The sequence below is a fragment of the Bradyrhizobium sp. USDA 3256 genome (assembly GCF_054058275.1).
Map to the genome: position 1 here is coordinate 479865 of NZ_JBSSAE010000002.1, position 21541 is coordinate 501405.

Annotated in this window: 19 protein-coding genes and 1 pseudogene; 5 read left to right on the forward strand and 15 right to left on the reverse strand. The window is 64.1% G+C overall.

The genetic code is table 11. From position 1 onward, the window contains the following. Positions 1–25 precede the first annotated feature (25 nt). From lspA to ACVWY5_RS03980, 4 genes are all read right to left on the reverse strand, one after another. Positions 26–523 carry a signal peptidase II gene (gene lspA, locus ACVWY5_RS03965; protein WP_028333066.1) on the reverse strand — a complete coding sequence of 166 codons (498 nt, stop codon included), beginning with the start codon at positions 521–523 and terminating at the stop codon, positions 26–28. 161 nt (positions 524–684) lie between these two features. After that, complete coding sequence (gene ileS / locus ACVWY5_RS03970) at positions 685–3699, reverse strand: isoleucine--tRNA ligase (RefSeq protein ID WP_028333067.1); 3015 nt, start codon at positions 3697–3699, stop codon at positions 685–687. A 209-nt stretch (positions 3700–3908) separates the two neighbouring features. Continuing rightward, the gene (locus ACVWY5_RS03975; RefSeq protein WP_028333068.1) at positions 3909–4460 is read right to left on the reverse strand and encodes a sugar O-acetyltransferase; all 552 of its coding nucleotides are present in this window, start codon (positions 4458–4460) and stop codon (positions 3909–3911) included. Next, positions 4457–5428 carry a bifunctional riboflavin kinase/FAD synthetase gene (locus ACVWY5_RS03980; RefSeq protein ID WP_028333069.1) on the reverse strand — a complete coding sequence of 324 codons (972 nt, stop codon included), beginning with the start codon at positions 5426–5428 and terminating at the stop codon, positions 4457–4459. The genes ACVWY5_RS03975 and ACVWY5_RS03980 overlap by 4 nt, the downstream gene beginning before the upstream one ends. A 213-nt stretch (positions 5429–5641) precedes the next feature. On the opposite strand from ACVWY5_RS03980, the gene ACVWY5_RS03985 reads away from it, so the two are divergent. Beyond that, on the forward strand, positions 5642–6037 hold the full coding sequence (locus ACVWY5_RS03985; RefSeq protein ID WP_016844467.1) for a response regulator: 396 nt from the start codon (positions 5642–5644) through the stop codon (positions 6035–6037). A gap of 449 nt (positions 6038–6486) precedes the next feature. On the opposite strand, the gene ACVWY5_RS03990 is transcribed toward ACVWY5_RS03985, so the two are convergent. The 7 genes from ACVWY5_RS03990 to uvrC form a co-directional block, all read right to left on the reverse strand. Then, entirely contained in the window at positions 6487–7341 is an 855-nt protein-coding gene (locus tag ACVWY5_RS03990) for a TIGR01459 family HAD-type hydrolase (RefSeq protein WP_028333070.1), read from the reverse strand. Between the two features lie 15 nt (positions 7342–7356). Then, complete coding sequence (locus tag ACVWY5_RS03995) at positions 7357–8769, reverse strand: EAL domain-containing protein (RefSeq protein WP_028333071.1); 1413 nt, start codon at positions 8767–8769, stop codon at positions 7357–7359. Positions 8770–8933: 164 nt separating this feature from the next. Continuing rightward, positions 8934–9893, reverse strand: a complete 960-nt coding sequence (gene prmB / locus ACVWY5_RS04000) for a 50S ribosomal protein L3 N(5)-glutamine methyltransferase (RefSeq protein WP_028333072.1) — start codon at positions 9891–9893, stop codon at positions 8934–8936. Next, positions 9893–10360 carry a molybdenum cofactor biosynthesis protein MoaE gene (locus tag ACVWY5_RS04005; protein ID WP_028333073.1) on the reverse strand — a complete coding sequence of 156 codons (468 nt, stop codon included), beginning with the start codon at positions 10358–10360 and terminating at the stop codon, positions 9893–9895. The genes prmB and ACVWY5_RS04005 overlap by 1 nt, the downstream gene beginning before the upstream one ends. 8 nt (positions 10361–10368) lie before the next feature. Continuing rightward, on the reverse strand, positions 10369–10620 hold the full coding sequence (moaD, locus tag ACVWY5_RS04010; protein ID WP_028333074.1) for a molybdopterin converting factor subunit 1: 252 nt from the start codon (positions 10618–10620) through the stop codon (positions 10369–10371). Further along, positions 10617–11231, reverse strand: coding sequence for a CDP-diacylglycerol--glycerol-3-phosphate 3-phosphatidyltransferase (pgsA, locus tag ACVWY5_RS04015; RefSeq protein ID WP_028333075.1), 615 nt, complete (start codon positions 11229–11231; stop codon positions 10617–10619). Before pgsA ends, moaD begins: the two co-directional genes overlap by 4 nt. Before the next feature lie 193 nt (positions 11232–11424). Next, a complete protein-coding gene (gene uvrC / locus ACVWY5_RS04020) occupies positions 11425–13524 on the reverse strand; it encodes an excinuclease ABC subunit UvrC (protein ID WP_028333076.1) in 2100 nt (699 codons plus the stop codon). Positions 13525–13790: 266 nt separating this feature from the next. Between uvrC and ACVWY5_RS04025 the strand changes: the two genes are divergently transcribed. Beyond that, complete coding sequence (locus ACVWY5_RS04025; protein ID WP_016844476.1) at positions 13791–14414, forward strand: outer membrane protein; 624 nt, start codon at positions 13791–13793, stop codon at positions 14412–14414. Between the two features lie 275 nt (positions 14415–14689). On the opposite strand, the gene ACVWY5_RS04030 is transcribed toward ACVWY5_RS04025, so the two are convergent. The 4 genes and pseudogenes from ACVWY5_RS04030 to ACVWY5_RS04045 form a co-directional block, all read right to left on the reverse strand. Beyond that, positions 14690–14902, reverse strand: coding sequence for a cold-shock protein (locus ACVWY5_RS04030; protein ID WP_016844477.1), 213 nt, complete (start codon positions 14900–14902; stop codon positions 14690–14692). A 262-nt stretch (positions 14903–15164) separates the two neighbouring features. Beyond that, the gene (locus ACVWY5_RS04035) at positions 15165–16025 is read right to left on the reverse strand and encodes a 23S rRNA (adenine(2030)-N(6))-methyltransferase RlmJ (RefSeq protein WP_028333077.1); all 861 of its coding nucleotides are present in this window, start codon (positions 16023–16025) and stop codon (positions 15165–15167) included. A gap of 223 nt (positions 16026–16248) precedes the next feature. Then, positions 16249–16936, reverse strand: a pseudogene (locus ACVWY5_RS04040) (ribonuclease T2 family protein). A gap of 114 nt (positions 16937–17050) precedes the next feature. Next, complete coding sequence (locus ACVWY5_RS04045; RefSeq protein ID WP_028333079.1) at positions 17051–17527, reverse strand: hypothetical protein; 477 nt, start codon at positions 17525–17527, stop codon at positions 17051–17053. Between the two features lie 166 nt (positions 17528–17693). On the opposite strand from ACVWY5_RS04045, the gene ACVWY5_RS04050 reads away from it, so the two are divergent. The 3 genes from ACVWY5_RS04050 (at position 17694) to ACVWY5_RS04060 (ending at position 21375) form a co-directional block, all read left to right on the forward strand. Next, complete coding sequence (locus ACVWY5_RS04050; RefSeq protein ID WP_028333080.1) at positions 17694–17993, forward strand: hypothetical protein; 300 nt, start codon at positions 17694–17696, stop codon at positions 17991–17993. A 43-nt stretch (positions 17994–18036) separates the two neighbouring features. Next, positions 18037–18567 carry a DUF3617 domain-containing protein gene (locus ACVWY5_RS04055; RefSeq protein WP_028333081.1) on the forward strand — a complete coding sequence of 177 codons (531 nt, stop codon included), beginning with the start codon at positions 18037–18039 and terminating at the stop codon, positions 18565–18567. Positions 18568–19395: 828 nt separating this feature from the next. Then, the gene (locus ACVWY5_RS04060) at positions 19396–21375 is read left to right on the forward strand and encodes a TonB-dependent siderophore receptor (protein WP_244978689.1); all 1980 of its coding nucleotides are present in this window, start codon (positions 19396–19398) and stop codon (positions 21373–21375) included. Positions 21376–21541 lie beyond the last annotated feature (166 nt).

The following is a 21541-nucleotide window of genomic DNA, read 5'->3' on the forward strand; positions in this document are numbered from 1 at the left end:
GCTGACCGGCTCGTATCGGCCGGGATCAGGGCGCTTTTACGGCGGGGGTCCCCACCACGGAATCATACAATAGGGCTGCCACGCCAGCAACGATGGCCACGTCGGCGAGGTTGAAGATGTACCAATTGAAGGTTTTTCCCCCGATCTCGGCATGAAGCAGGGCAAAATCGACCACCGCGCCATAGGCGAAGCGGTCGATGCCGTTCCCGATGGCGCCGCCGATGATCAGGCCGAGCGACACCGTCGCGAGCCAGGTCCGCGACCGCGCCATCCAGATCGCCAGCGCGATCACGGCCGCGGCCTTGATCACCATCAGCAGGATCTGGGCCGCCGGGGTCTCGCTCTGGAACCAGCCGAAACTGATCCCCGGATTCCAGGCCAGCACCAGGTCGAAGAACGGCGTCACCCGCACCGGGGCGTGATGCACGATGTCGAGGACATGGAGCAGCCAGAGCTTCGAGGCCTGGTCGGCGATCAGGGTGATCACCGCCGCAAGCACACCGGCGCGAACAGCAGAGGTCATCGGCTTGCCGCCAAAGGCGTCGTCCCGGCCGAGTGCGCCGTTGCGCACGGAGCCGGGACCCATACGCCGTGCCGGGTATTGTTTGAATGACTCGGGGTCATCAACTTCAGTCCATTTTAGACAGCGGTGGTTATGGGTCCCTGCTTTCGCAGGGACGACGGCTAGGCCGAGACCTCCAGCGCCTTCCATTCGCGCAGCGCTTGCGCGTCGCGCGGCGACACGTCGGGATATTCGGGGTCCTCGCCCACATCAGGCAGGATCTTCCACGAACGGGCGCATTTGGTGCCGACCGCCTTCTCGACCACGACGGCAACGCCGGGCACGGCGTCGAGGCGGAAGGCTGTGGCCGGCGCATCGCCCTCGCGCACCTCGTAGTTCGAGGTGATGCAGACTTCGGCGAGATCGATGTCGAACAGCGTCGCCAGCATTTGCCGGTCGGTGACGTAGATCACCGGCGATGCCTCGAGCGACGAGCCGATCCGCTTGGCGGCGCGTTCGAGCTCGAGCGCGCCGGTGACGACGCGGCGGACGTTGCGGACCGTTTCCCACTTCGCGGCAAGCGCGTCGTCGCGGAACTGCTCGAGACCTTCGGGGAACAACGTGAGATGCACCGAAGGCTCGGCGTTCGGCCGATACATCCGCCAGGCTTCGTCGGTGGTGAAGCTGAGGATCGGCGCCAGCCATTTCAGGATCGCGTCGCAGAGCAGGTCGATCGTGGTCAGCGCCGCCTTGCGCGCCACCGAGGACGGCGGATCACAATACAGTGTGTCCTTGCGGATATCGAAGTAGAACGCCGACAGCTCGGAGTTCATGAAGGCGGCGAGGCTTGCGACCACGGTCTTGTAGTCGAAGTCGGCATAGGCCTTGCGGATGGTCTCGGTGTGGCCGGCGAGCTCGTGCAGCATCAGCCGCTCGAGCTCGGGCATCTCGGCAAAGGCGACCTTCTCGCTCGGCTTGAAATGATGCAGCGTGCCGAGCATCCAGCGGATCGAGTTGCGCAGCTTGCGGTAGGTCTCGATGGTGTTCTTGAGGATCTCCGGGCCGATGCGCTGGTCGTCGGCATAGTCGGTGGCGCACACCCACAGGCGCAGGATATCCGCGCCGGAATCCTTGATCACCTTCTGCGGCTCGACGGTGTTGCCGAGCGACTTCGACATCTTGCGGCCGTTCTCGTCGAGCGTGAAGCCGTGGGTCAGCACGATGTCGTACGGCGCGCGGCCGCGCGTGCCGGCGCTTTCCAGCAGCGACGAGTGGAACCAGCCGCGATGCTGGTCGCTGCCTTCGAGATACATCACGGTGTCGTTGCCGCCATCGACCTTGCGCACGATGTTGCCGAGCTGCGGGAAGTTCTGGCGGTCTTCCAGCACGAAGGCGTGCGTGGAGCCGGAATCGAACCAGACGTCGCAGATGTCGTCGACCTTCTTCCAGTTCTCCGACGCGCGTGACCCGAGGAAGCGCTCGCGGGCGCCGTCCATGTACCAGGCGTCGGCGCCTTCCTCCATGAACGCCTCGGTGATGCGCTGGTTGACCACCTCGTCCTGCAGGATCTCGGCCGAGCCGTCGCTATTCTCGCGCACGAACACGGCGATCGGCACGCCCCAGGCGCGCTGGCGCGAGATCACCCAGTCGGGACGGTTGGCGATCATGCCGTTGATGCGATTCTCGCCGGCCGGCGGCACCCATTGCGTGACCGAGATCGCGTGCAGCGCGCGGGCGCGCAGCGTGTCGCCCTTCTTCGCATGGCCATTCTCGGCGATGGGCTTGTCCATCGCGATGAACCATTGCGGGGTGTTGCGGAAGATCACCGGCTTCTTGGAGCGCCAGGAGTGCGGATACTGGTGCTTGAGGCGGCCGCGCGCGAGCAGCTTGCCGGCCTCGATCAGCGCCTTGATCACGGCCTCGTTGGCATCGCCCTTCTCGCCCTTGTCGTTGAGCACGCGCTTGCCGGTGAAGCCCGGAGCCTGCGCGGTGTAGGCGCCGTTCTCGTCGACCGTATAGGGGATCGCGGTCGGGACGCCGCGCGCGTCGAGTTCGCGGGTGTTGGCCGTCCAGACGTCGAAGTCCTCGCGGCCGTGGCTCGGCGCGGTGTGCACGAAGCCGGTGCCGGTGTCGTCGGTGACATGCTCGCCGGCGAGCAGCGGCACGATGAATTCGTAGCCGCCACCGAAGCCGCGCAGCGGATGGGCGCATTCCACGGCGTCCAGCGTGTCGCCGGGAATATCGCGGACCTTCTCATAGGACGTGACGCGCGCCTGCTTGAACACCTCGGCGGCAAGCGCGTCGGCCAGGATCAACAGATCGCCGGTCTTCGCCCAATTGTCCGCCGGCGCGTCCGTTACCTTGTAGAGGCCATAGGCGATCTTCGGCGAGAACGAGATGGCGCGGTTGCCGGGCAGCGTCCACGGCGTGGTGGTCCAGATCACGACCGAGGCATTGGCCAGCGCGCCATGCGCCGGCGAGGTGACCGGGAATTTCACCCACACCATGTCGGAGGTGTAGTCCTCGTATTCGACCTCGGCTTCGGCAAGCGCGGTCTTCTCGACCACGCTCCACATCACCGGCTTCGAGCCGCGATAGAGCGTGCCGTTGGCGGCGAACTTCATCAGCTCGCGGGCGATCTGGGCTTCGGCCGGGTAGCTCATCGTCTGGTAGGGATGATCCCAGTCGCCGATGATGCCGAGCCGCTTGAACTCCTCGCGCTGCACGTTGATCCAGTGCGTCGCATAGGCACGGCATTCCTTGCGGAACGCGACCATCGCCGCGGAGTCGCGGAAGTCCGGCTTCTGCTTGCCCTTGGAGCGGTAATTCTCCTCCTCGATCTTCCATTCGATCGGCAGGCCGTGGCAGTCCCAGCCCGGCACGTAGTTGGAGTCGAAGCCGAGCATCTGCTGGCTCTTGGTCACGACGTCCTTGAGGATCTTGTTCAGCGCGTGCCCGATATGGATGTTGCCGTTGGCGTAGGGCGGGCCGTCATGCAGCACGAATTTGGCGCGGCCCTCGGCTTCCTGGCGGAGCTTGGTGTAGAGGCCGATCTCGTTCCAGTATTTCAGGATTTCCGGCTCGCGCTGGGGCAGGCCGGCGCGCATCGGGAATTCCGTCTGCGGCAGGTAAAGGGTCTTGGAATAGTCCCTAACGTCAGTCTTTTGGGCGTCGGTCTTTTGCGGCTTGTCGGACATGAAAGCTCTGATTTGGCAGGTGCGGGCGCGGATACGCGATCAATCGCGGGTGAAACGGCGAAGTCCCGGTCTTGCGCCGAGCCTTCAGGCTCAGGCGGAAGCCGGGCCGCTAATCCGTATGATGCGCCGCGAAAACATGGGGTTTCCATAGCAGCCGGACGGGGAAATCGCAAAGCCCCCCGGTGGCCGGCAAGGCCGCGCATGGCGGCTCAGGCCGGCCGTGCCCGGGCCGGATTTCCCGCCACGATCGCGCCGGGGGCGACGTTCCGTGTGACCACGCTGCCGGCCCCGACCAGGGCGCCGTCGCCGATCGTGATGCCGGGCAGGATGATGGCACCCCCGCCGATCCAGACGTCGCTTCCGATCCGGATCGGGCGGCCGAATTCCAGTCCGGCGCGGCGGGTTTCGGCATCGCGCGGGTGGTCGGCGGTATAGATCTGCACCGCTGGGCCGATCTGGGTCCGATCGCCGATCACGACCTCGACGACGTCGAGGATCACGCAATTGAAGTTCAGGAACACGCCGTCGCCGAGGCTGATATTGCTGCCGTAGTCGCAGAAGAACGGCGGGCGGATCACGGCATCCCTGCCGACCTTGCGGAAGCGCTCACCGAGCAGCGCGTGCAGCTCGGCCGCGGACGATGCGCCCGACGCATTGTAGCGCGCCATCCATTGTTCCGCCGCGGTATGGTCGGCGGCGAGCTCTGCATCCGGGCGATACAGCTCGCCCGCCAGCATTTTTTGCTTTTCAGTCCTGTTCAACCAATCACTCCGAGCTGCGGGAACGCGTCGGGCGCCGCGGCCAGCACCGCGCGCGCCTTGGCGCTGTCGTCATCCATCTGGCGTATCAACGCCTCGATGGTGTCGAATTTCAGCTCTTCGCGAATGAAACCGATGAATGCGACATCAAGGATCGCGTCGTACAGATCGCCCTTGAAGTCGAACAGGAACACCTCGAGCAGCGGCGCGCCGTTGTCGAAGGTCGGCCGGCGCCCGAAGCTTGCGACGCCGTCGAACCGTTGCGAGCCCTTGCCGACCCGCACCGCGTAGATGCCGTGCTTCAGGCCGCAATGCTTGTCGAGGCGGATATTGGCGGTGGGGTAACCGAGATCGCGGCCGCGCTTCTCGCCGTGGATCACCTTGCCGGTGACGAACCACGGTCCGCCCAGCATCGTGGTCGCATCTGCGATCTCGCCCTCGGCGAGCGCCATGCGGATGGCACTGGAGGAAACCGGGCGCTCCTCGATGTCGACATGGGCTTGCACATCGACCTCGATGCCGAGCCGCGGTGCTTCGCTGACGAGCAGGCTCGGCGAGCCGACCCGGCCCTTGCCGAAATGGAAGTCGTAACCGACTGCGATCCCGCTGATGCCGAGCCGGCCGATCAGGTCATGGTGAATGAAATCCTGTGCCGAGGTCCCGGCGCGCGCCTTGTCGAAGGTCATCACGACGGCACCGGCGAGCCCGGTGGCCGCGAGCAGCCGCAGCTTGTTGGTCTCGTCCGTGAGACGGAATTGCGGGGTGTTCGGGCTGAAGAAGCTGCGCGGATGCGGCTCGAAGGTCACGGCGAGCGCGGGCACGCCGCGCGCTCTGCCCATCGCAAGCGCCGCGCCGATCACGGCGCGGTGACCGAGGTGGACGCCATCGAAATTCCCCATCGCGACCACGGCGCCCTTCGGAATGGCGCTTGCGGGGGTGTTGTCGCGGATAACAGTAAAGCCGGTGCTCATGAGTGGTATTCTTCAAGGATTCTTAAGCATGATGGTGCGCGCCGGACCGTGACGCGGCGGCGGCGTGGAAGTCAAGGCTAACGAAAATCGCGTCAAATCCGTAACAATCCGGATTCAGCCGGTTAACGCGCTGTTTAACGCCTGCTGTTAGTCGTTGGCGGAAAGCTGCGTTTGTGCAGAAGCCAAGTTGCGTTTGTGGTTTTGGGGGGAAAGATGGCGGTTGATTTGTCCATGCCGGTTCTGGTGGTTGATGATTACAGCACCATGATCCGCATCATCCGGAATCTTCTCAAGCAGCTTGGATTTGAAAATATCGACGATGCCTCCGACGGCTCCGCAGCGCTGAACAAGATGCGCGGCAAGAAGTACGGCCTGGTGATTTCCGACTGGAACATGGAGCCGATGACCGGCTACGACCTGCTCAAGGAAGTCCGCGCCGATCCCAACCTTGCGACCACGCCCTTCATCATGATCACGGCGGAATCCAAGACCGAGAACGTGATCGCGGCCAAGAAGGCCGGCGTGAACAACTACATCGTCAAGCCGTTCAATGCGGCCACGCTGAAGACCAAGATCGAGGCGGTGTTCCCGGATATGGCGACGGCGTAACCGCCCACATCGATCGCATCAACTGAAATTCGCGTCATGCCCGGGCAGAAGCGCGTTTTCGCGCTAGATGTCCCGGGCATTTGCATTTGATCACGCTTCCCTTCACCCCGCCCCGCTTGCAGGACGAGGGGAGGGTGGTTGCACGATTTCGGAATATTAGAAGAATATCGGTGAGTTGCCCGACGTGTCAAGTCGGCTGTCGAAGGTCGGCCGCCGCCGGCTACTTTGCATGGGGTTGTTTTCGATATTTTTGGCGGCGCGCCCCTTTACCTCGCCCCGCTTGCGGGGAGAGGTCGGATTGCATCGAGAGATGCAATCCGGGTGAGGGGGACGGGTCTCTCGGCATCCAGCGCCTGGGGAGGCAGCCGCTCACCCAACCCTCCAAGAGGGAGCTTCGCTCGTCTCGACCCCGCACAAGAGCGGGGCGAGGGAGTCCGACGACCCTTTGGCTACCACTTCAGCTCGCGCATCAGCGCGCGCGGCGGATGGCCGAACAATTCCTTGATCGAGGCCGCATCGAGCTGTTCGATGCCCTCGAACTGTTCGGAATGGATGCCGCGCGTGACGAACAACAGATCGATGCCGAAGCCAAGGGCGCCGGTGAGATCGGTGCGCACGGAATCGCCGATCGCGAGCACCCGGCTGAGCTCGGTCGGACGCCCGCGGCGCTCGGTGGCCAGTGCCATGGCGCGCTCATAGATCGGCCGGTGCGGCTTGCCGTAGAAGATCACCTCGCCGCCGAGCTCGCGATAGAGTTCGGCGACCGCCCCGGCGCAGTAGATCAGCCGGTCGCCGCGCTCGACCACGATATCGGGATTGGCGCAGACCAGCGTGAGCTTGCGCTCGAGCGCCTTCAGCAGCGTGTCGCGATAATCTTCGGCGGATTCGGTCTCGTCGTCGAACAGGCCGGTGCAGATGATGTAGTCGGCCTGCTCCAGCGGCACCAGCGTGGCGTCGAGGCCGCGGTGGATCGAGCTGTCGCGCTCCGGGCCGATCCAGAAGATCTTCTGGCCGGGATGATCGGCCACGAAGTGGCGCGTCAGGTCACCCGAGGAGACGATCGCGTCATAGGTCTCGTCGGCGACGCCGAGCTTGCGCAGTTGTCGCTGCACGGAATCGGCCGGCCGCGGCGCGTTGGTGATCAGGATGACGGTGCCGCCTTGCTGGCGGAACGTGTGCAATGCCTCGCAGGCCTCGGGAAAGGACTCGAGCCCGTTGTGCACGACGCCCCAGATGTCCGACAGCACCAGATCGACGCCGCCGACGAGGTCGCGCAGCTGCTCCACGAAACGCAGTGAGGTCATGATGCAAATTGCCGGCTAATTTGGACCGAGGGCGCGGCGCGCCAGCGCGGCGGTGCCGGTTGCGCGCGGCGGAGCTGCGGGGCTGGAGACAGGGGCTGAAGTGCTGGCGCCATTAAGATCCTGGGGGTTGGTCTGCGGAGCCTCGGCGGTAGCAGATGCCCCCTCCGGCCGCAACGGCCGCGGCGGCGCGAACAGGAACCCCTGGCCGAACCGGACATCGTAATCGAGCAGGTCGACCACCGAGCGTTCGCCCTCGATCCGTTCGGCGATCAGGTCGATGCCGTAGCGGCCGAGCAGGTCGGACAGATCGGAAGGATGGATATCGGTGCTCGCGATCTGCTTGGCGTCGAGCAGCAGCGCCGCCGGCACCTTGATGAAGCGGACGCCGCGATCGGCGAGCTCGCGCGGCTCGAGGCGGAGGTCGCTGACATGGTCGATCGAGAACCGGTAGCCGCGTTGTGCCAGCGCCGCGAGATTCTCGCTTTCGGCCGGGCCGAGATTGCGGAAGGTCGCCTGCTTGAACTCGAGCACGAAGGACGGCGCCAGCGCACGGTTGGCCTCCAGGAAGTCGAGACATTGGGTGAAGTGCGCCGGGCTCGACAGCGTCGCCGCCGAGACGTTGCAGAACACGCCGACATCCTTGCTGCGGATCATCAGGCGGCGCAGCACCTGAACGCAGCGAAGCATCACCATGTGATCGATGCGGCCGATCAGGCCGCCGGCCTCGGCCGCCTCGATGAAATCCTCGGCGGCCAGCACCTGGTCGCGCTCGTCGCGCAGCCGCGTCACCGCCTCGTAGTAGCGCACCTTGCGCTGCGGCAGCGTCACCATCGGCTGCAGGTAGATGTCGAGGCGGTTCTCGTCGATGGCCTGCTTGATCGCGCCGATCAGCTGGGTCTGGCTGCGCGAGACCTCCGGCGGAGTCGCAGGTGTCGGCGGAGGCGCAACCACGACGGTCGGCGCCGGCGCAACCCGTTGCAGCACATCGTCGCGCGGGGAGGTGACCGGCTGCATCGCCGGAGCCGCTGCCAGCAGATCCTCATGATGGGCGACGGATGCCGCAAGCTGCCGCACCAGTCCGCCGAGCTCGCTGATCTCGCCGGCCATGCCCTGCATCCGGTCGGCGCCGGTGGAGTTGGCCGAGGCGACGCGGCCTTCGACCGCGGCCAGCCGGCGGCCGAACTCGGCGACCTGGCGGGCAAGGTCGGCGGTGCCGCGCGACAGATCCGCGATCTGGCCGCCGACGTCGCTGCGGTCGCGCAGCCGCATCGAGACCGCGTTGTAGAGGATCAGGCACGTGAGGGCGGTGAGCGCCACGATCGCCGATTCCGATCCGCTGATGCCCGCCACTGAATACAGCACGAAGCCGAGCGAGGCTGCGACCAGCACCATGCAGATGGCGATGAAGATCGTCGAAATGCGAATCATGTCGCGCGCCCGCGCCCTCTGTCCGAACGTCCCCGGACTGCGACCTTAGCACCATTGTTGATTCGACGGGCCAGCGATCTTCGGAACCGGCTGGAACTACGCACGATTTTCGCTTCGCCCGGATCGGGCTTCGTAAATCGCCGGAGCCGGCGGCGGCACGCCGGTCAGAGGTCCGTGGCGGCGATCCAGAACACCTCGCCCTCGGAGTCCTCGGTGTCGAGCCAGAGCAGCGGCAGGTTCGGATAGGCGGCCTCGAGATTGTCGCGGCCGCGGCCGATCTCGCAGAGCAGCCCGCCCTGCGGGGTCAGATGCTGCTTCGCCTCATCGAGCAGGCGGCGGACGATGTCGAGCCCGTCGGCGCCGCCGTCGAACGCGATCTTCGGCTCGGCACGGCACTCGCGCGGCAGCGCCGCCATGCCTTCGGCGTCGACATAGGGCGGGTTCGAGATGATGAGATCGTATCTGTTGTCGCCGAGCGGCCTGAACAGGTCGCCGCGATGCAGCGTCAGGCGATCGTCGAGGCCGTGGTCGGCGACGTTGCGCGCGGCGACCTCCAGCGCGTCCTTTGAAATATCGACGGCATCGACCGCGGCGTTGGGGAAATGCCGGGCCGCCAGGATCGCGAGGCAGCCGGAGCCGGTGCAGAGATCGAGCACGCGTTCGACCTCGTCGGGATCGCCGATCAGCGAGGTGCCCTCCTCGTCACCGCCGAAATGCGAATCCAGCAATTCGCCGATGAAGGAGCGCGGCACGATGGTGCGCTCATCGACATAGAACGGCAGGCCGCGCATATAGACCTTGTTGACGAGATAGGCGGCCGGCTTCCGCGTCGCGATCCGGCGCTCGATCAGGTCGAGAATCTGCTTGCCCTCGGCAATCGTGACGCGCGCGGTGGCAAAGTTCTCGAACTGGTCGGGATGCAGATGCAGCGCTTCGGAGATCAGGAACGCGGCCTCGGCCACCGGATCGGTGGTGCCGTGCGCGAACACGAGCTTGGCCGCGTTGAATCGGCTCGTCGCATAGCGCAGGAAGTCAAACAGGGTGCGAAGCTCGCCGGCGCCGACTTTCGGTGCTTTCGGCACGGCGGGGCTGCGTCTGGCCGGCACTTTGCTGCGCTTGGCCATCAGGATTTGGTCCAGCGCGCGGCGGCCGCGTCGTCGTGGTCCTGCGCCTCGATCCAGCTCGCGCCGCGCGCGCTTTCCTCGCGCTTCCAGAACGGTGCGTTGGTCTTCAGATAGTCCATCAGAAACTCGGCGGCCTCGAACGCGGCCTGCCGGTGCGCCGAGGCGGTCACGACCAGCACGATATTCTCGCCCGGCGTGATGCGGCCGAAGCGATGGATGATGGTGAGGCCCTGCAACGGCCAGCGCGACAGCGCCTCGTCGGCGTGGCGTCCAATCTCTGCTTCCGCCATTTCAGGATAATGTTCGAGCGTCAGCGCCGCGATCGGCTCGCCCTGCTCGCTGCCGCGGCAGATGCCGCTGAAGCTGACGACCGCGCCGACATCGGTGCGGCCTCGGCTTAAGGCCGCGATCTCCTGCGCGACGTCGAAGTCGGCTTGCTGGATACGGATGGTCGCTGCGACGGTCATGTCGGGATTTAGCCGCCGGTCATCGGCGGAAAGAACGCGATCTCACGGGCGCCGGAGATCGCCGCGTCCGATTTGACATGGGCGTGGTCGATCGCGGCGCGGATCACTGTCGGCTTCTCGAAGGCATAGGCATAGGCATCGTCGCGCGCGGCAAGCCAGCCGATCAGGTCGCCGACGGTGCGCACCTCGGCCGGCGGCTCGACGATCTCTTCAGCCTTGCCGACGCGTTCACGCACCCAGGCGAAATATTTCAGCTTCATCCCTCATCCTCCTTGATGAGGTGATGGATGCCGGCACGGAAGTAATCCCAGCCGGTGTAGATCGTGAAGATCGCCGACATCCAGAGCAGCACGATGCCGATCAGGGTGGTGGCCGGGAAGACCTGCTCGCCCGCTTCGCCGGCGATCAGGAAGCCGATCGCCACCAGCTGGATCGTCGTTTTCCATTTCGCCAGCTTGGTGACGGGAACGCTGACCCTGAGCCCGGCGAGATATTCGCGCAGGCCCGAGACCAGGATCTCGCGGCACAGGATCACGATCGCCGCCCACAGCGTCCAGCCATGGATCGAATTGTCGGCGGCCAGCATCAGAAGGCTGGAGGCGACGAGCAGCTTGTCGGCGATCGGATCGAGCATCCGGCCGAAGGCAGACTGCTGGTCCCAGATCCGGGCATAATAGCCGTCGAGATAGTCGGTGACCCCCGCCGCAATGAACACGGCCAGCGCCACCCAGCGCAGCCACAACGGGCCGTCCAGGATCGATTGCCAGTAGACGCAGCCGATCACCACCGGGATCGCGGCGATCCGGGCGTAGGTCAGGATATTCGGGAGGGACATGGTCTTGGTCTGTCCCCGGGTCGTGGCGATGTTCATCCGTTCTACCAATACCGCTGAAGCGAGAAGGTCAACCGTGCGGACGCGCAAAGCGCGACCAGATTGCGCTGCATCGTCATAGCGCCTTAGCTCGTTGTTTAAGCATGATCTTTTCGGATAACTGCCTCACACTTTTCCGCATCATGCCCTAGATGCCCTGTCGCAGGCGACGCCGTGATGACTCGCCTTTGGTTTAACCCGGCTGGGCGTGGAAAAACTCGAAAATCTTGCGGGCACTCTCGGCGCTGACGCCGGGAACCTTGCCGAGGTCGGCGATCGAGGCCCGCTCGATCTCCTTGAGCGTTCCGAAGTGGTGCAGCAAGGCACGCTTGCGGGACGGGCCGATGCCCGGGATCTCCTGCAGGCCGGCCTCGCGGATGTCTTTTTTGCGCAGCTTGCGGTGCGAGCCGATCACGAAGCGATGGGCCTCGTCGCGCAGCCGCTGGATGAAATAGAGCACCGGGTCGCGCGGCTCCAGCTTGATGGCCTCGCGGTCGGGCATGAACAGGGTTTCGCGCCCGGCATCGCGCTCCGGACCCTTGGCCACCGCCATCAGCGAGACCTCGGTCAGTCCGAGATTCTGGAAAATCTCCCGGACCGCGTTGAGCTGGCCGCGGCCGCCGTCGATGATGACGAGATCGGGCCATTGCGGAAACGAATCGTCATCCGCTTTCGTCTTGGCAGCGGCCTCGCCCTCCGGCGGCTTCAGCAGCCGCTTGAAGCGGCGTTCCAGCACCTCGCGCATCATTCCGTAATCGTCGCCGGGCGTCAGCCCTTCGGACTTGATGTTGAACTTGCGGTACTGGTTTTTCATGAACCCGTCAGGTCCCGCCACGATCATCGCGCCGACCGCGTTGGTGCCCTGGATGTGGCTGTTGTCGTAGACCTCGATCCGCTTGGGCGTGTGCGGCAGGCCGAGCGTCGAGACCATGCCCTCCAGCAGCCGGCTTTGCGTCGCGGTATCGGCGAGCTTGCGGCCGAGTGCCTCGCGCGCGTTGGTGAGCGCGTGGCCGATCAGCTCTTTCTTCTCGCCGCGCTTCGGCACGGAGACCTCGACCTTGGATCCGGCCTTGACCGACAGCGCGTCGGCGAGCAACGCGCTTTCCTCGATCTCGTGCGACAGCAGAATCAGCTTCGGCGGCGGCTTGTCGTCGTAGAATTGCGCAAGGAACGAGGACAGCACCTCCTCGGGCGTGAAGCTCTTCTCGGCCTTCGGGAAATAGGCGCGGTTGCCCCAGTTCTGGCCGGTGCGGAAGAAGAACACCTCGACGCAGGAATAGCCGCCCTCCTGGTGGATCGCGAACACATCGGCCTCTTCGACCGTGCGCGGATTGATGCCCTGCTGCGACTGGATCGCCGACAGCGCTGCGAGACGATCGCGGTACAGCGCCGCGGTTTCGAACTCGAGCTCGCCGGAGGCCTTCTCCATCTCGGCCGCGAGCAGCTCCTTCACGGCGTGGCTGCGGCCGGAGAGGAATTCGGTCGCCTCGCGCACCAGTTCGCTATAGCCGGGGAAGTCGATCTCGCGCGTGCAGGGACCGGCGCAGCGCTTGATCTGATAGAGCAGGCAGGGCCGGCTGCGGCTTTCGAAGAAGCCGTCGGTGCAGGAGCGGATCAGGAACGCGCGCTGCAGCGCCGTGATGGTGCGGTTGACCGCGCCTGCATTGGCGAACGGGCCGAAATAGCGGCCCGGCCGCGACTGCGCGCCGCGATGCTTGAGGATCTGCGGCGCCCAATGGTCGCCGGTGATCAGAATATAGGGAAACGACTTGTCGTCGCGCAGCTGCACATTGAAGCGCGGACGGAGCTGCTTGATCAGATTGGCTTCGAGCAGCAGCGCCTCGGTCTCGGTCATGGTCGAGACGATCTCGACATGCGTGGTCGCCGCGATCATGCGCAGGATGCGCGCCGGCAGCGGCGCGTTGGCCCGCGCATAGGACGACAGCCGCTTTTTGACGTTCTTCGCCTTGCCGACATAGAGCACGTCGTTGGCGGCGTTGAGCATGCGGTAGACGCCGGGCGAGGTCGGGGCGAGGCGGACCGCGTTCTCGATCGCGGCATGTCCGACCGAGAGCGTGCCCTCGGCGACCGCCTCGGCGGCGTCCTCCGAAGCCTCGGGCAGGCGTGCCTCGTCCTCCTCCTCGGCGGCGGAGGTTTCGGGATCGACGTCGCTTGTATCGAGCGCCAGATCGTCCTGTGGCAGGTCGGACTTTGAACCGCGCCGTGGCTTGGGGTCAGCCTTGGAGTCAACCTTGGGGGCCGGCGTCGGGCGCTCGGGAGAATCGTGAACCATGGGCCGTAAACTAAGTGCTTGGGCGACCGGTCGCCAGCGCTGACGGCACCAACAAAAAGCACCTCGATTGCAGGAGGTTACCGGCCCCGCGCGGGCGCCGGGAGGGGGTGCGTAACACCTTGTTAAGACTGATGAGCGGGCCGGTAACCGGGCTTAACAGCCCTTTAACTTAAAACTCTCGATAAACCTTAGCGAAAAGAGTGGAATTCCGTAACCACGCCGGCCCTGGCCGGCGGGCTGCGGCAGTTGCGTGGTGGAGAGTACCAATGACCCGGTTTGTTGCGCGTGCGCTGGCACTGATCGTTGCAGGCTGGACGACCTCGGCCGCGTCGGCCGACCTCAACTACGGATCGCCCTATACCGTCTATCAGCCGCTCAATGCCTATAGCTGGGCCGGCCCCTACCTTGGCGGCAATGTCGGCTATGGCTGGGGCTCGGTCGAGAACAACCCGACCAAGCCGTCCGGTTTCGTCGGCGGTGTGCAGGCCGGCTACAACTTCCAGAACGGCTCCCCCTGGGTGTTCGGTATCGAGGCCGATATCCAGGGCACCACTGCCGACGACCGCTTCGCGCCGTGGAAGTTCTCCAACCCGTGGTTCGGCACGGTGCGCGGCCGCGCCGGCTATGCGGTCAACAACGTGCTGTTCTACGCGACCGGCGGTCTCGCCTTCGGCGAACTGCGCGGCGAGACATTCGGCATCACGGAGAGCCACACCAATGCGGGCTTCACCGTCGGTGCCGGCGCCGAGATGGGCTTTGCCCCGCACTGGAGCGCCAAGATCGAGTATCTTTACGTCGACCTTGCCAACAGCAATTTCACGATCACCGGTGGCGTGTCGAACGGCTACAGCTTCAGCCTGGTTCGCGCCGGCATCAACTATCACTTCTGAGAACAAGAAAACGTCGACCATTAACTCCCGGCCGCGCCTTGCGCGGCCGGATTTTTCTTTGTGTTAATGATCTCAACGTCGCGCACGGCCATATACACGCCGCGGCGTCCGCGAATCCAATCGGTGGGCCGCACGTGTGGGATATGCGGCACCGCCAGTCGCGTCCGCATCATGCAGGTGGTCATCCAGCGAGCGCCAGCCACGCGCTCGGCAGTCAGCTCACACGCAACGCCTCATTCGGTGTTCATCCCGAGCCCGCGCATCGCGAGCGCTCGTCATGAGACCACCAGGTTGACCGCCTTCGGGCCCTTGCCCTTCTTGTCGGGCTCAACCTCGAACGTAATGCGTTGTCCTTCAGTCAGGTCCTTCAATCCTGCACGCTCGACAGCTGTGATGTGAACGAACACATCGCGGCCGCCATCATCAGGCTTGATGAAGCCGTAGCCACGCTCTCCGTTGAAGAACTTGACTGTCCCAGTCATGGCCATCGGGAAACTCCTCCCCCGTATTGCTCCACCGCCACGCGCACGCCGCGTAGCGGTTGACCGACATTCGCTTGTCGGAAGCTTGGCCACCTGAACAGCCCGGCGTCACGCCGCCGGTCTGCCTGGATTTTATTTCGGCCTTGTCACTCCGCCGCAACCATTCGCGGAAGCGGAACGTAAAGCCAGTCGTAACAGGATGAGCATAATACGGTTCCGCGCAAATTGCCTATGCTCAAAATTGAACTTTTTCAGTAGGAGGTGTCGATCATGGTTTGGGCGTCTCGAGTCTGAAGCGTCCCGCGCCGCCTTGACCGAGCGGCTTCTCGAGTTCGGGCAGGATGATCTTCAACTCATTCGCCAGCGTCCACGGCGGATTCACCAGCAAAAGACCTGTGGAAACGAGGCCTACGCCTGCTTCTTGCGGTGCCACACTGAATTCCAATCGCAGGCATTTGCCGGCAGGCCGGCTGCTTGCTGCTGCAGCAGCCACACTGCGCGCTAGCTCATCGGTGGCTCTCCGGGTTTTTACGGGGTACCACAAAAGATACGAGCCGGTCGGCCACTTCGCGTACGCTTCCGTGAAAGCACTGGCCAGCCGCTCGAACTCGTCCTTCGCTTCGAACGGCGGATCGATCAGCACCAGGCCGCGCCGTTCGTTCGGCGGCACGAATGCGGGCAGCGCCATCCAGCCGTCGAGATCGACGACGCGCGCTTGCGCGTCGCGTCGCAGCGCGTCGATCAGTTGTTTGCGCGCCGTCGGTTCGATCTCGCAGGCGGTGAGGCGATCTTGCGGACGCAGCAGCGCCCGCGCGATCAACGGTGAACCGGGATAGGCTTTCAGCTCGCCTTTCGGATTGAATGCTCTGACGATGTCGAGATAGGGCGCGATCAGCGGCAATGCCTTGTCGGAGAGCCGCGCCTGCATCAGCCGCGCGATGCCGGTGAGCCATTCGCCGCCGCGCTGCGCTTCGCTCGACGTCAAATCATAGAGACCGGCGCCGGCATGGGTGTCGATGACGCGGAACGGCGCCGGCTTGTCCTGCAGATAGGTGAGCATGCGCACCAGCACGATGTGCTTGATGACGTCGGCAAAGCTGCCGGCATGAAAGGCGTGACGGTAGTTCATGTGATGATCGTGCCGCGCTCCCAAAGGGTGCGCATGTTGTACTCGTCATGCCCGGGCTTGTCCCGGCCTTCGCTAAAGCTTCGGCGGGGTTAACGTCCGAGCTCGGCGAAGCCCGGCTCCCGGGCATCTGCGCCTTATCTGGCTTGTTTCGCGATGGCGCAGGTGGCCGGGACGTTCTGCGCGACGACGCGCGGCGCGGGTCTGCCGGCCATGACACAGAGCGTCAGCCGCCGCGAACCGGCGGCATCAGCACCTGATCGCGGCGGCAGGCGCGGCGATCGATTTCCTCGCAGGAGCGGAATTGCAGATCCTTGCTGAGGCAGATCCGCACCTCGCTGAGCCGCTTGCTGTCGCAGGTCACCGAGATCGCGGAGTTGCTGAGGCCCGGATTGACCTTGATGAACGCCGTCTCCAGCTCGTCGGGCGCGACCGTCTTCGGCTCCGACAATTGCAGGAATTCCTCGGGGATCTTCACCGTGGCGCGAGCCTTGCGGATGGCTTCGAAATAGGCGCGCTCGCCGAGACCGGAGCAGGTGCCGTGCTTGTCCCACTCGTTGTAGATCAGCCCGGGCGCCGGCATCAGGTCGAGCATCGAGCTCATGATGCTGCGGGCGAGTCGCGGGCGAGGGCCGCTGGCAGTATTCCGGAAAGCCCCGCTCATATTGCGGCCACAGGCCGTGCACCACGAAGGAATAGGGCCGTCCGCCGCACTGTGCCTGCGTGCCGCGGCCGTTGTTGCCGCGCTCGCTCGCCGCCTCGCAGAACGAGGGCGACCACGACAGCGACAGCACATAGAAATCGAACTCACCGGGCGCATTCTGGCGGCGATCCTGGGCCGAGGCTCCAACCGCACTGCACAGAATAATGGCAACCGAAATCAAAAATCGGGAAATTGTGTCCAACCGAGGCATCAACCCGCTCCCTCACTCGACCGCCCGGAGCCTAGCAGGCCGCGAGAACATTTCAAGAACAAAAAGCCGCCGTCCAAATGGCGGCGGCTCCTGCTTTAGCAATCTGGTCGGAGATCAGGGCCGCGCGGCCTTGCAGGACGGGTTATAGGCCCAGTTGCGGTCGAGCCCCGCGACGCACCATTCGACGCCCTGATTGATGCTGGCAAAGCCGCCGTCCTCGATGATCGAATAGTGCACCTTGCGCACCTTGCCGTCGCTCAGCATCGCCTCGCCCGTGCAATAACGGCGCGGAATATTGTCGGACTGCCAGGGACGGAAGGCGGTTTCGTGAATCCCGTTGAAGCCGGTGATCACGAGCGGCGAATTCCAGAAGGTGGCTTCCTTTTCCTGGAATTGCGTGCTGATGACCGTCAGGGCCTTCTCGCATGGGGCCACATTGCCGTCATAGCGCGGGCCGGACAGCCAGAAGTTCATTTCGAGCGGATTGGCGGCCTGGGCCGTACCCCCGAAAGCCAGCAGGCTGACCACGAGTGCGGCGCCGAGGCCGAGCTTGCGGCCGAGTTTATTGCGGGAGTTGAACAGGTTGCGCATGGGAATCCACCCGATTATCCGATGCCGCGGACGGTGCCGTGAAGCCCCGGCTAGGTCAAGTGCAGGGCGGCAACACCTGCGGAGAAGTCCACTTTGGGGAGCCGGCTCGTTCTTTTCACGGTCGCCGGCGCACTCTATGTTGGCTCGAAGCGAAATGGAGTCTGCGATGCGAAGGAAATTGGCCGCGTGCCTGGTTGCCGTTTGCGGGATGCTGGCCGTTGTGCCGGCGCGAGCGGATTGGATGCAGCCGGTGCCGCCGTTCAAGGGCAACGATACCGGCGGTATCATCGCCTATACGCTGGCGACCCAGAGCGACGCCCGGCAGCTCGCCGTCGATCATTGCGCCTCCTACGGCAAGGTGGCCAAGTTCCTTGCGATGCAGAACTATCCGGGCGGCTACATCTCTTTCGCCTGTCGCTGGGTGCCCTATGGCGCGGCCCAGAGGCCGCTGCGCACGCTCTACTGAGCGCGTACCAGATCTTTCGATCGTTCAGCCGGGAGCCGACCGCATGACCCGACAGCTTGCCTTGTTTGGTTCGGCTGTGTGCCTTGTCCTGTCCGCTGGCGCCGCAAGTGCCGTCGACCTGCCGATCCGCAAGGCCGGTCTGTGGGAGATGAAGATGGTGCGCACCGGCGGGCCGATGCCGGAAATCACCATGCAGCACTGCACCGACGAGACCACCGACAAGGAGATGAGCGCGGCGGCCTCGCCGATGGCCAAGGAAGTCTGCTCCAAGCAGGATATCCAGAAGACCGCGACCGGCTATGTCAGCGACAGCGTCTGCAGCGTCGCCGGCATGACGATGCAGAGCCATGCCGAGATCGTCGGCGATTTCAATTCCGCCTACACGGTGAAGAGCACCTCGCATGCCGAGGGCGGCGCGGCCGGCTCGCGCGATACCACGATGACCATCGAGGCGAAATGGCTCGGCGCCTGCAAGAGCGACCAGAAGGCCGGTGACATCATCATGCCCGGCGGCATGAAGATGAACGTCAAGGACATGGAAAAGCTGAAGGGCCTCCTGCCCAAGCAGAAGTAGCGCGCAGCGCATTCGGCCGTTGCGGCGCGCCTGAATGCATCGCCTCTCATGCTGAGAGTCTGTGACACTTCGCATCACCGTCATTGCGAGCAGTTCGCGACGAAAATGCGGAGCAATCTTGCGCCGAGGCGATGTGCAATCCATCCGATCCCTCCGCGTCACTGCGTTCGTGTGCTCCTCGGCGCGCGATGACGTCGACGGGATGCAACATCACTGAATGATCGCCGCGTGCCTCGCGTTCGAGACTCTCTGCGAGAGACGACGCGCATCGCCTTCGTCGTGTCGAACGCCTGACGCGCCAACATGTCGTTTTGAATCGTTCCAGCGTTGCGCATCTTGAATCACTCCAGTGTTGCGCTTCGTTGCTGCTTCCATCGATTCTATTTTGCACGTGTGGAATTTCGATCATCCCGCCGATAGAAGTCCGCCCCAATCGATGTCGGCCTTGTCGCAAACGCGGCTCGATCGATGTCGGCGCAAGGCAATGCGGGGATTTGTTCGGTGGGAATGGCTTCGTTGCGGAGCAAGCGCGGCTTGCTTGCATCAACGGCTGCGATCAACGCAGCGCTACTCGGTTCGGTCATACTTGTGCCAATGGGCACAGACGTCGCCTACGCTCAGGCGCAGACAAGTCCTCCGCAGAACAATGTCAGCGAACTTCCCGCAGTGACGGTGGATGAACCTGGCGCCGCAAAGAAGCGCGGTGCCGTCGTTTCAACTCAGAACACCAGGACTTCGCGCGCGGTCGCGGCGAACCGGCGCCGCAATGCGACTGCGCCCGCCCAGAGTCAGGCTCCGCGGTCGCAAGGCACAGGTGGCGCGATCGGTATGACGACCGGTTACGTCGCGACCGCCAGCACTGCCGGCACCAAGACCAGCACAGCGCTGATCGAAACGCCGCAGTCGCTTTCGGTCGTCACGCAAAAGGAGCTAAGGGATCGCAACGTTCAGACGCTCAAGGACGCCGTCAGCTATACGCCGGGCGTGACGACCACGGCGTTCGGCTATGATCCAAGGTTCGACAGTTTCTACATCCGCGGCTTCGATGCGACCTATACAGGCATCTATCGCGACGGCCTGCGTCAGGGCGGCGGCAACTTCGCCATTCCCAAGATCGAACCCTACGGTCTCGACAGCGTGTCGATCCTGCGCGGACCAGCCTCGGGCCTCTATGGCCTCGGCTCTCCGGGAGGCATCGTGGATGTCACGACCAAGCGGCCGCCGTTGACGGCATTCGATGAGGTGCAGCTGCAGGGCGGCACCTACGACCGTTACCAGGGCAGTTTCGATGTCGGTGGTCCGGTGCCCGGCAGCGATCAGCTGTACTACCGGCTGACGGGTCTGCTTCGCGACGCAAAGACCTGGTATCCGGGCAACGACGACGATCGCGCCTATATCGCGCCGGCGCTGACCTGGCGGCCGGACGCCGACACGTCCTTCACCATCCTGAGCGAATATCAAAGCAGCCGAACCGCCGCGAGCATCGGCAATTTCCGCACGCCCGACGGACAATTGACCAACATCTACTCGAATGATCCGGCGTTCAGCGCCATGGATCAGAAGCAATATCGCATCGGCTACGCGTTCGAGCACAATGTCGACGATGTGTGGACGGTGCGGCAGAACTTCCGCTTCTACCAGGTCGACGTCGACGCGAAATACACCCAGATCGATTCGATCGACAGCGGCACCAATCTGGCGTCGCGGTCCGCCTGGCGGATCCTGGACAGCTTCAACACGGTGACGCTCGACAATCAGGCCGAGGCCAAGTTCATGCTCGGCGCGATCAAGAATACCGTGCTGCTCGGCGTCGACTACGGCCACTCCTACTACAACGACAAGATCGGCTACGGGCCGGCGCCCGATCTCAATCTCCAGACCATGAACTACGGCGCCCAGGCGATCGCGACGCCGGCATTCTCGATCTTCAACAAGCAGTCGACCGACGAGGTCGGTGTCTATGCGCAGGACCAGGCCAAGCTCGGCGGCTTCATTCTGACGCTCAACGGCCGCCAGAGCTGGGTGTCGCAGACGACGACCGCGGGTCTCGACGGCGTGCCGTCAACGCAGAAAGCGACTGACTTCACGGGCCGTGCGGGCCTGAGCTACGTCTTCGACAACGGCATTGCACCCTATATCAGCTACGCGACGGCATTCGCCCCGCAGGTCGGCGTCGACGCATCCGGACTGCCGTTCAAGCCGACCACCGGCGAGCAGAAGGAAGTGGGCATCAAGTACCAGATGCCGCAGATTGCGGTGCTGTTGACCGCCGCGGTGTTCGACATCACGCAGGACAACGTGCTGCGCACCGATCCGAACAACATGGCGTTCCAGGCAGCGACCGGGCAGGTCGAATCCAAGGGCGTGGAGCTCGAGGCGAAGCTGGCGCTCAAGCAGGGATTTGATCTCACCGCCGCCTACACCCATCTCAACGTCGTGATCACGCAGGGCAATCCCGATACGACCGGCAATCAGCTTTCCGGCATTCCGAGCAATTCCTTCGCCGCCTTCGGCAAATATACGTTCCAGTCCGGCGTGCCCGTCGAAGGGCTCGGGCTTGGTCTCGGCGTGCGTTATATCGGCACGAACTTCGGCAACGACCAGAACACGTTCCAGAACGCGGCGACGACGTTGTTCGATGCGGTGATCGATTACGATCTGGGCAGGCTGGACCGGCGCTTCCTCGGCGCCACCATGCGCGTCAACGCCACCAATCTGTTCGACACGCACTACCAGACCTGCCAGTCCGGTTACTGCTATGCCGGCGAGCGGCGGCAGGTCATCGGGACCTTGTCCTATCGCTGGTAGCTCGAATTTGTTGTTTAAAGCATGATCCGGAAAAGTGCGAAGCGGTTTTCCGAAAAGATCATGCTCAAACAAAGAGCTAAGGCGCGATGACGATTCAACCTAATCTCATCGCGCTTTAGACGCGTTTTCTTCACGCGAACCGGCGTCCACTTCGCTCGAAAACGCT

Coding starts and splice junctions, on each gene's coding strand:
- ileS (WP_028333067.1), bottom strand. CDS start 3,699: ATGTCCGACAAGCCGCAAAAGACCGACGCCCAAAAGACTGACGTTAGG.
- ACVWY5_RS04050 (WP_028333080.1), top strand. CDS start 17,694: ATGCGAAGGAAATTGGCCGCGTGCCTGGTTGCCGTTTGCGGGATGCTG.
- ACVWY5_RS04035 (WP_028333077.1), bottom strand. CDS start 16,025: ATGAACTACCGTCACGCCTTTCATGCCGGCAGCTTTGCCGACGTCATC.
- pgsA (WP_028333075.1), bottom strand. CDS start 11,231: ATGAACATCGCCACGACCCGGGGACAGACCAAGACCATGTCCCTCCCG.
- ACVWY5_RS03980 (WP_028333069.1), bottom strand. CDS start 5,428: ATGAGCACCGGCTTTACTGTTATCCGCGACAACACCCCCGCAAGCGCC.
- ACVWY5_RS04005 (WP_028333073.1), bottom strand. CDS start 10,360: ATGACCGTCGCAGCGACCATCCGTATCCAGCAAGCCGACTTCGACGTC.
- ACVWY5_RS03995 (WP_028333071.1), bottom strand. CDS start 8,769: ATGATTCGCATTTCGACGATCTTCATCGCCATCTGCATGGTGCTGGTC.
- ACVWY5_RS04055 (WP_028333081.1), top strand. CDS start 18,037: ATGACCCGACAGCTTGCCTTGTTTGGTTCGGCTGTGTGCCTTGTCCTG.
- ACVWY5_RS04030 (WP_016844477.1), bottom strand. CDS start 14,902: ATGGCCATGACTGGGACAGTCAAGTTCTTCAACGGAGAGCGTGGCTAC.
- uvrC (WP_028333076.1), bottom strand. CDS start 13,524: ATGGTTCACGATTCTCCCGAGCGCCCGACGCCGGCCCCCAAGGTTGAC.
- prmB (WP_028333072.1), bottom strand. CDS start 9,893: ATGGCCAAGCGCAGCAAAGTGCCGGCCAGACGCAGCCCCGCCGTGCCG.
- ACVWY5_RS04060 (WP_244978689.1), top strand. CDS start 19,396: ATGACGACCGGTTACGTCGCGACCGCCAGCACTGCCGGCACCAAGACC.
- ACVWY5_RS03985 (WP_016844467.1), top strand. CDS start 5,642: ATGGCGGTTGATTTGTCCATGCCGGTTCTGGTGGTTGATGATTACAGC.
- moaD (WP_028333074.1), bottom strand. CDS start 10,620: ATGAAGCTGAAATATTTCGCCTGGGTGCGTGAACGCGTCGGCAAGGCT.
- lspA (WP_028333066.1), bottom strand. CDS start 523: ATGACCTCTGCTGTTCGCGCCGGTGTGCTTGCGGCGGTGATCACCCTG.
- ACVWY5_RS04025 (WP_016844476.1), top strand. CDS start 13,791: ATGACCCGGTTTGTTGCGCGTGCGCTGGCACTGATCGTTGCAGGCTGG.
- ACVWY5_RS04045 (WP_028333079.1), bottom strand. CDS start 17,527: ATGCGCAACCTGTTCAACTCCCGCAATAAACTCGGCCGCAAGCTCGGC.
- ACVWY5_RS03990 (WP_028333070.1), bottom strand. CDS start 7,341: ATGACCTCACTGCGTTTCGTGGAGCAGCTGCGCGACCTCGTCGGCGGC.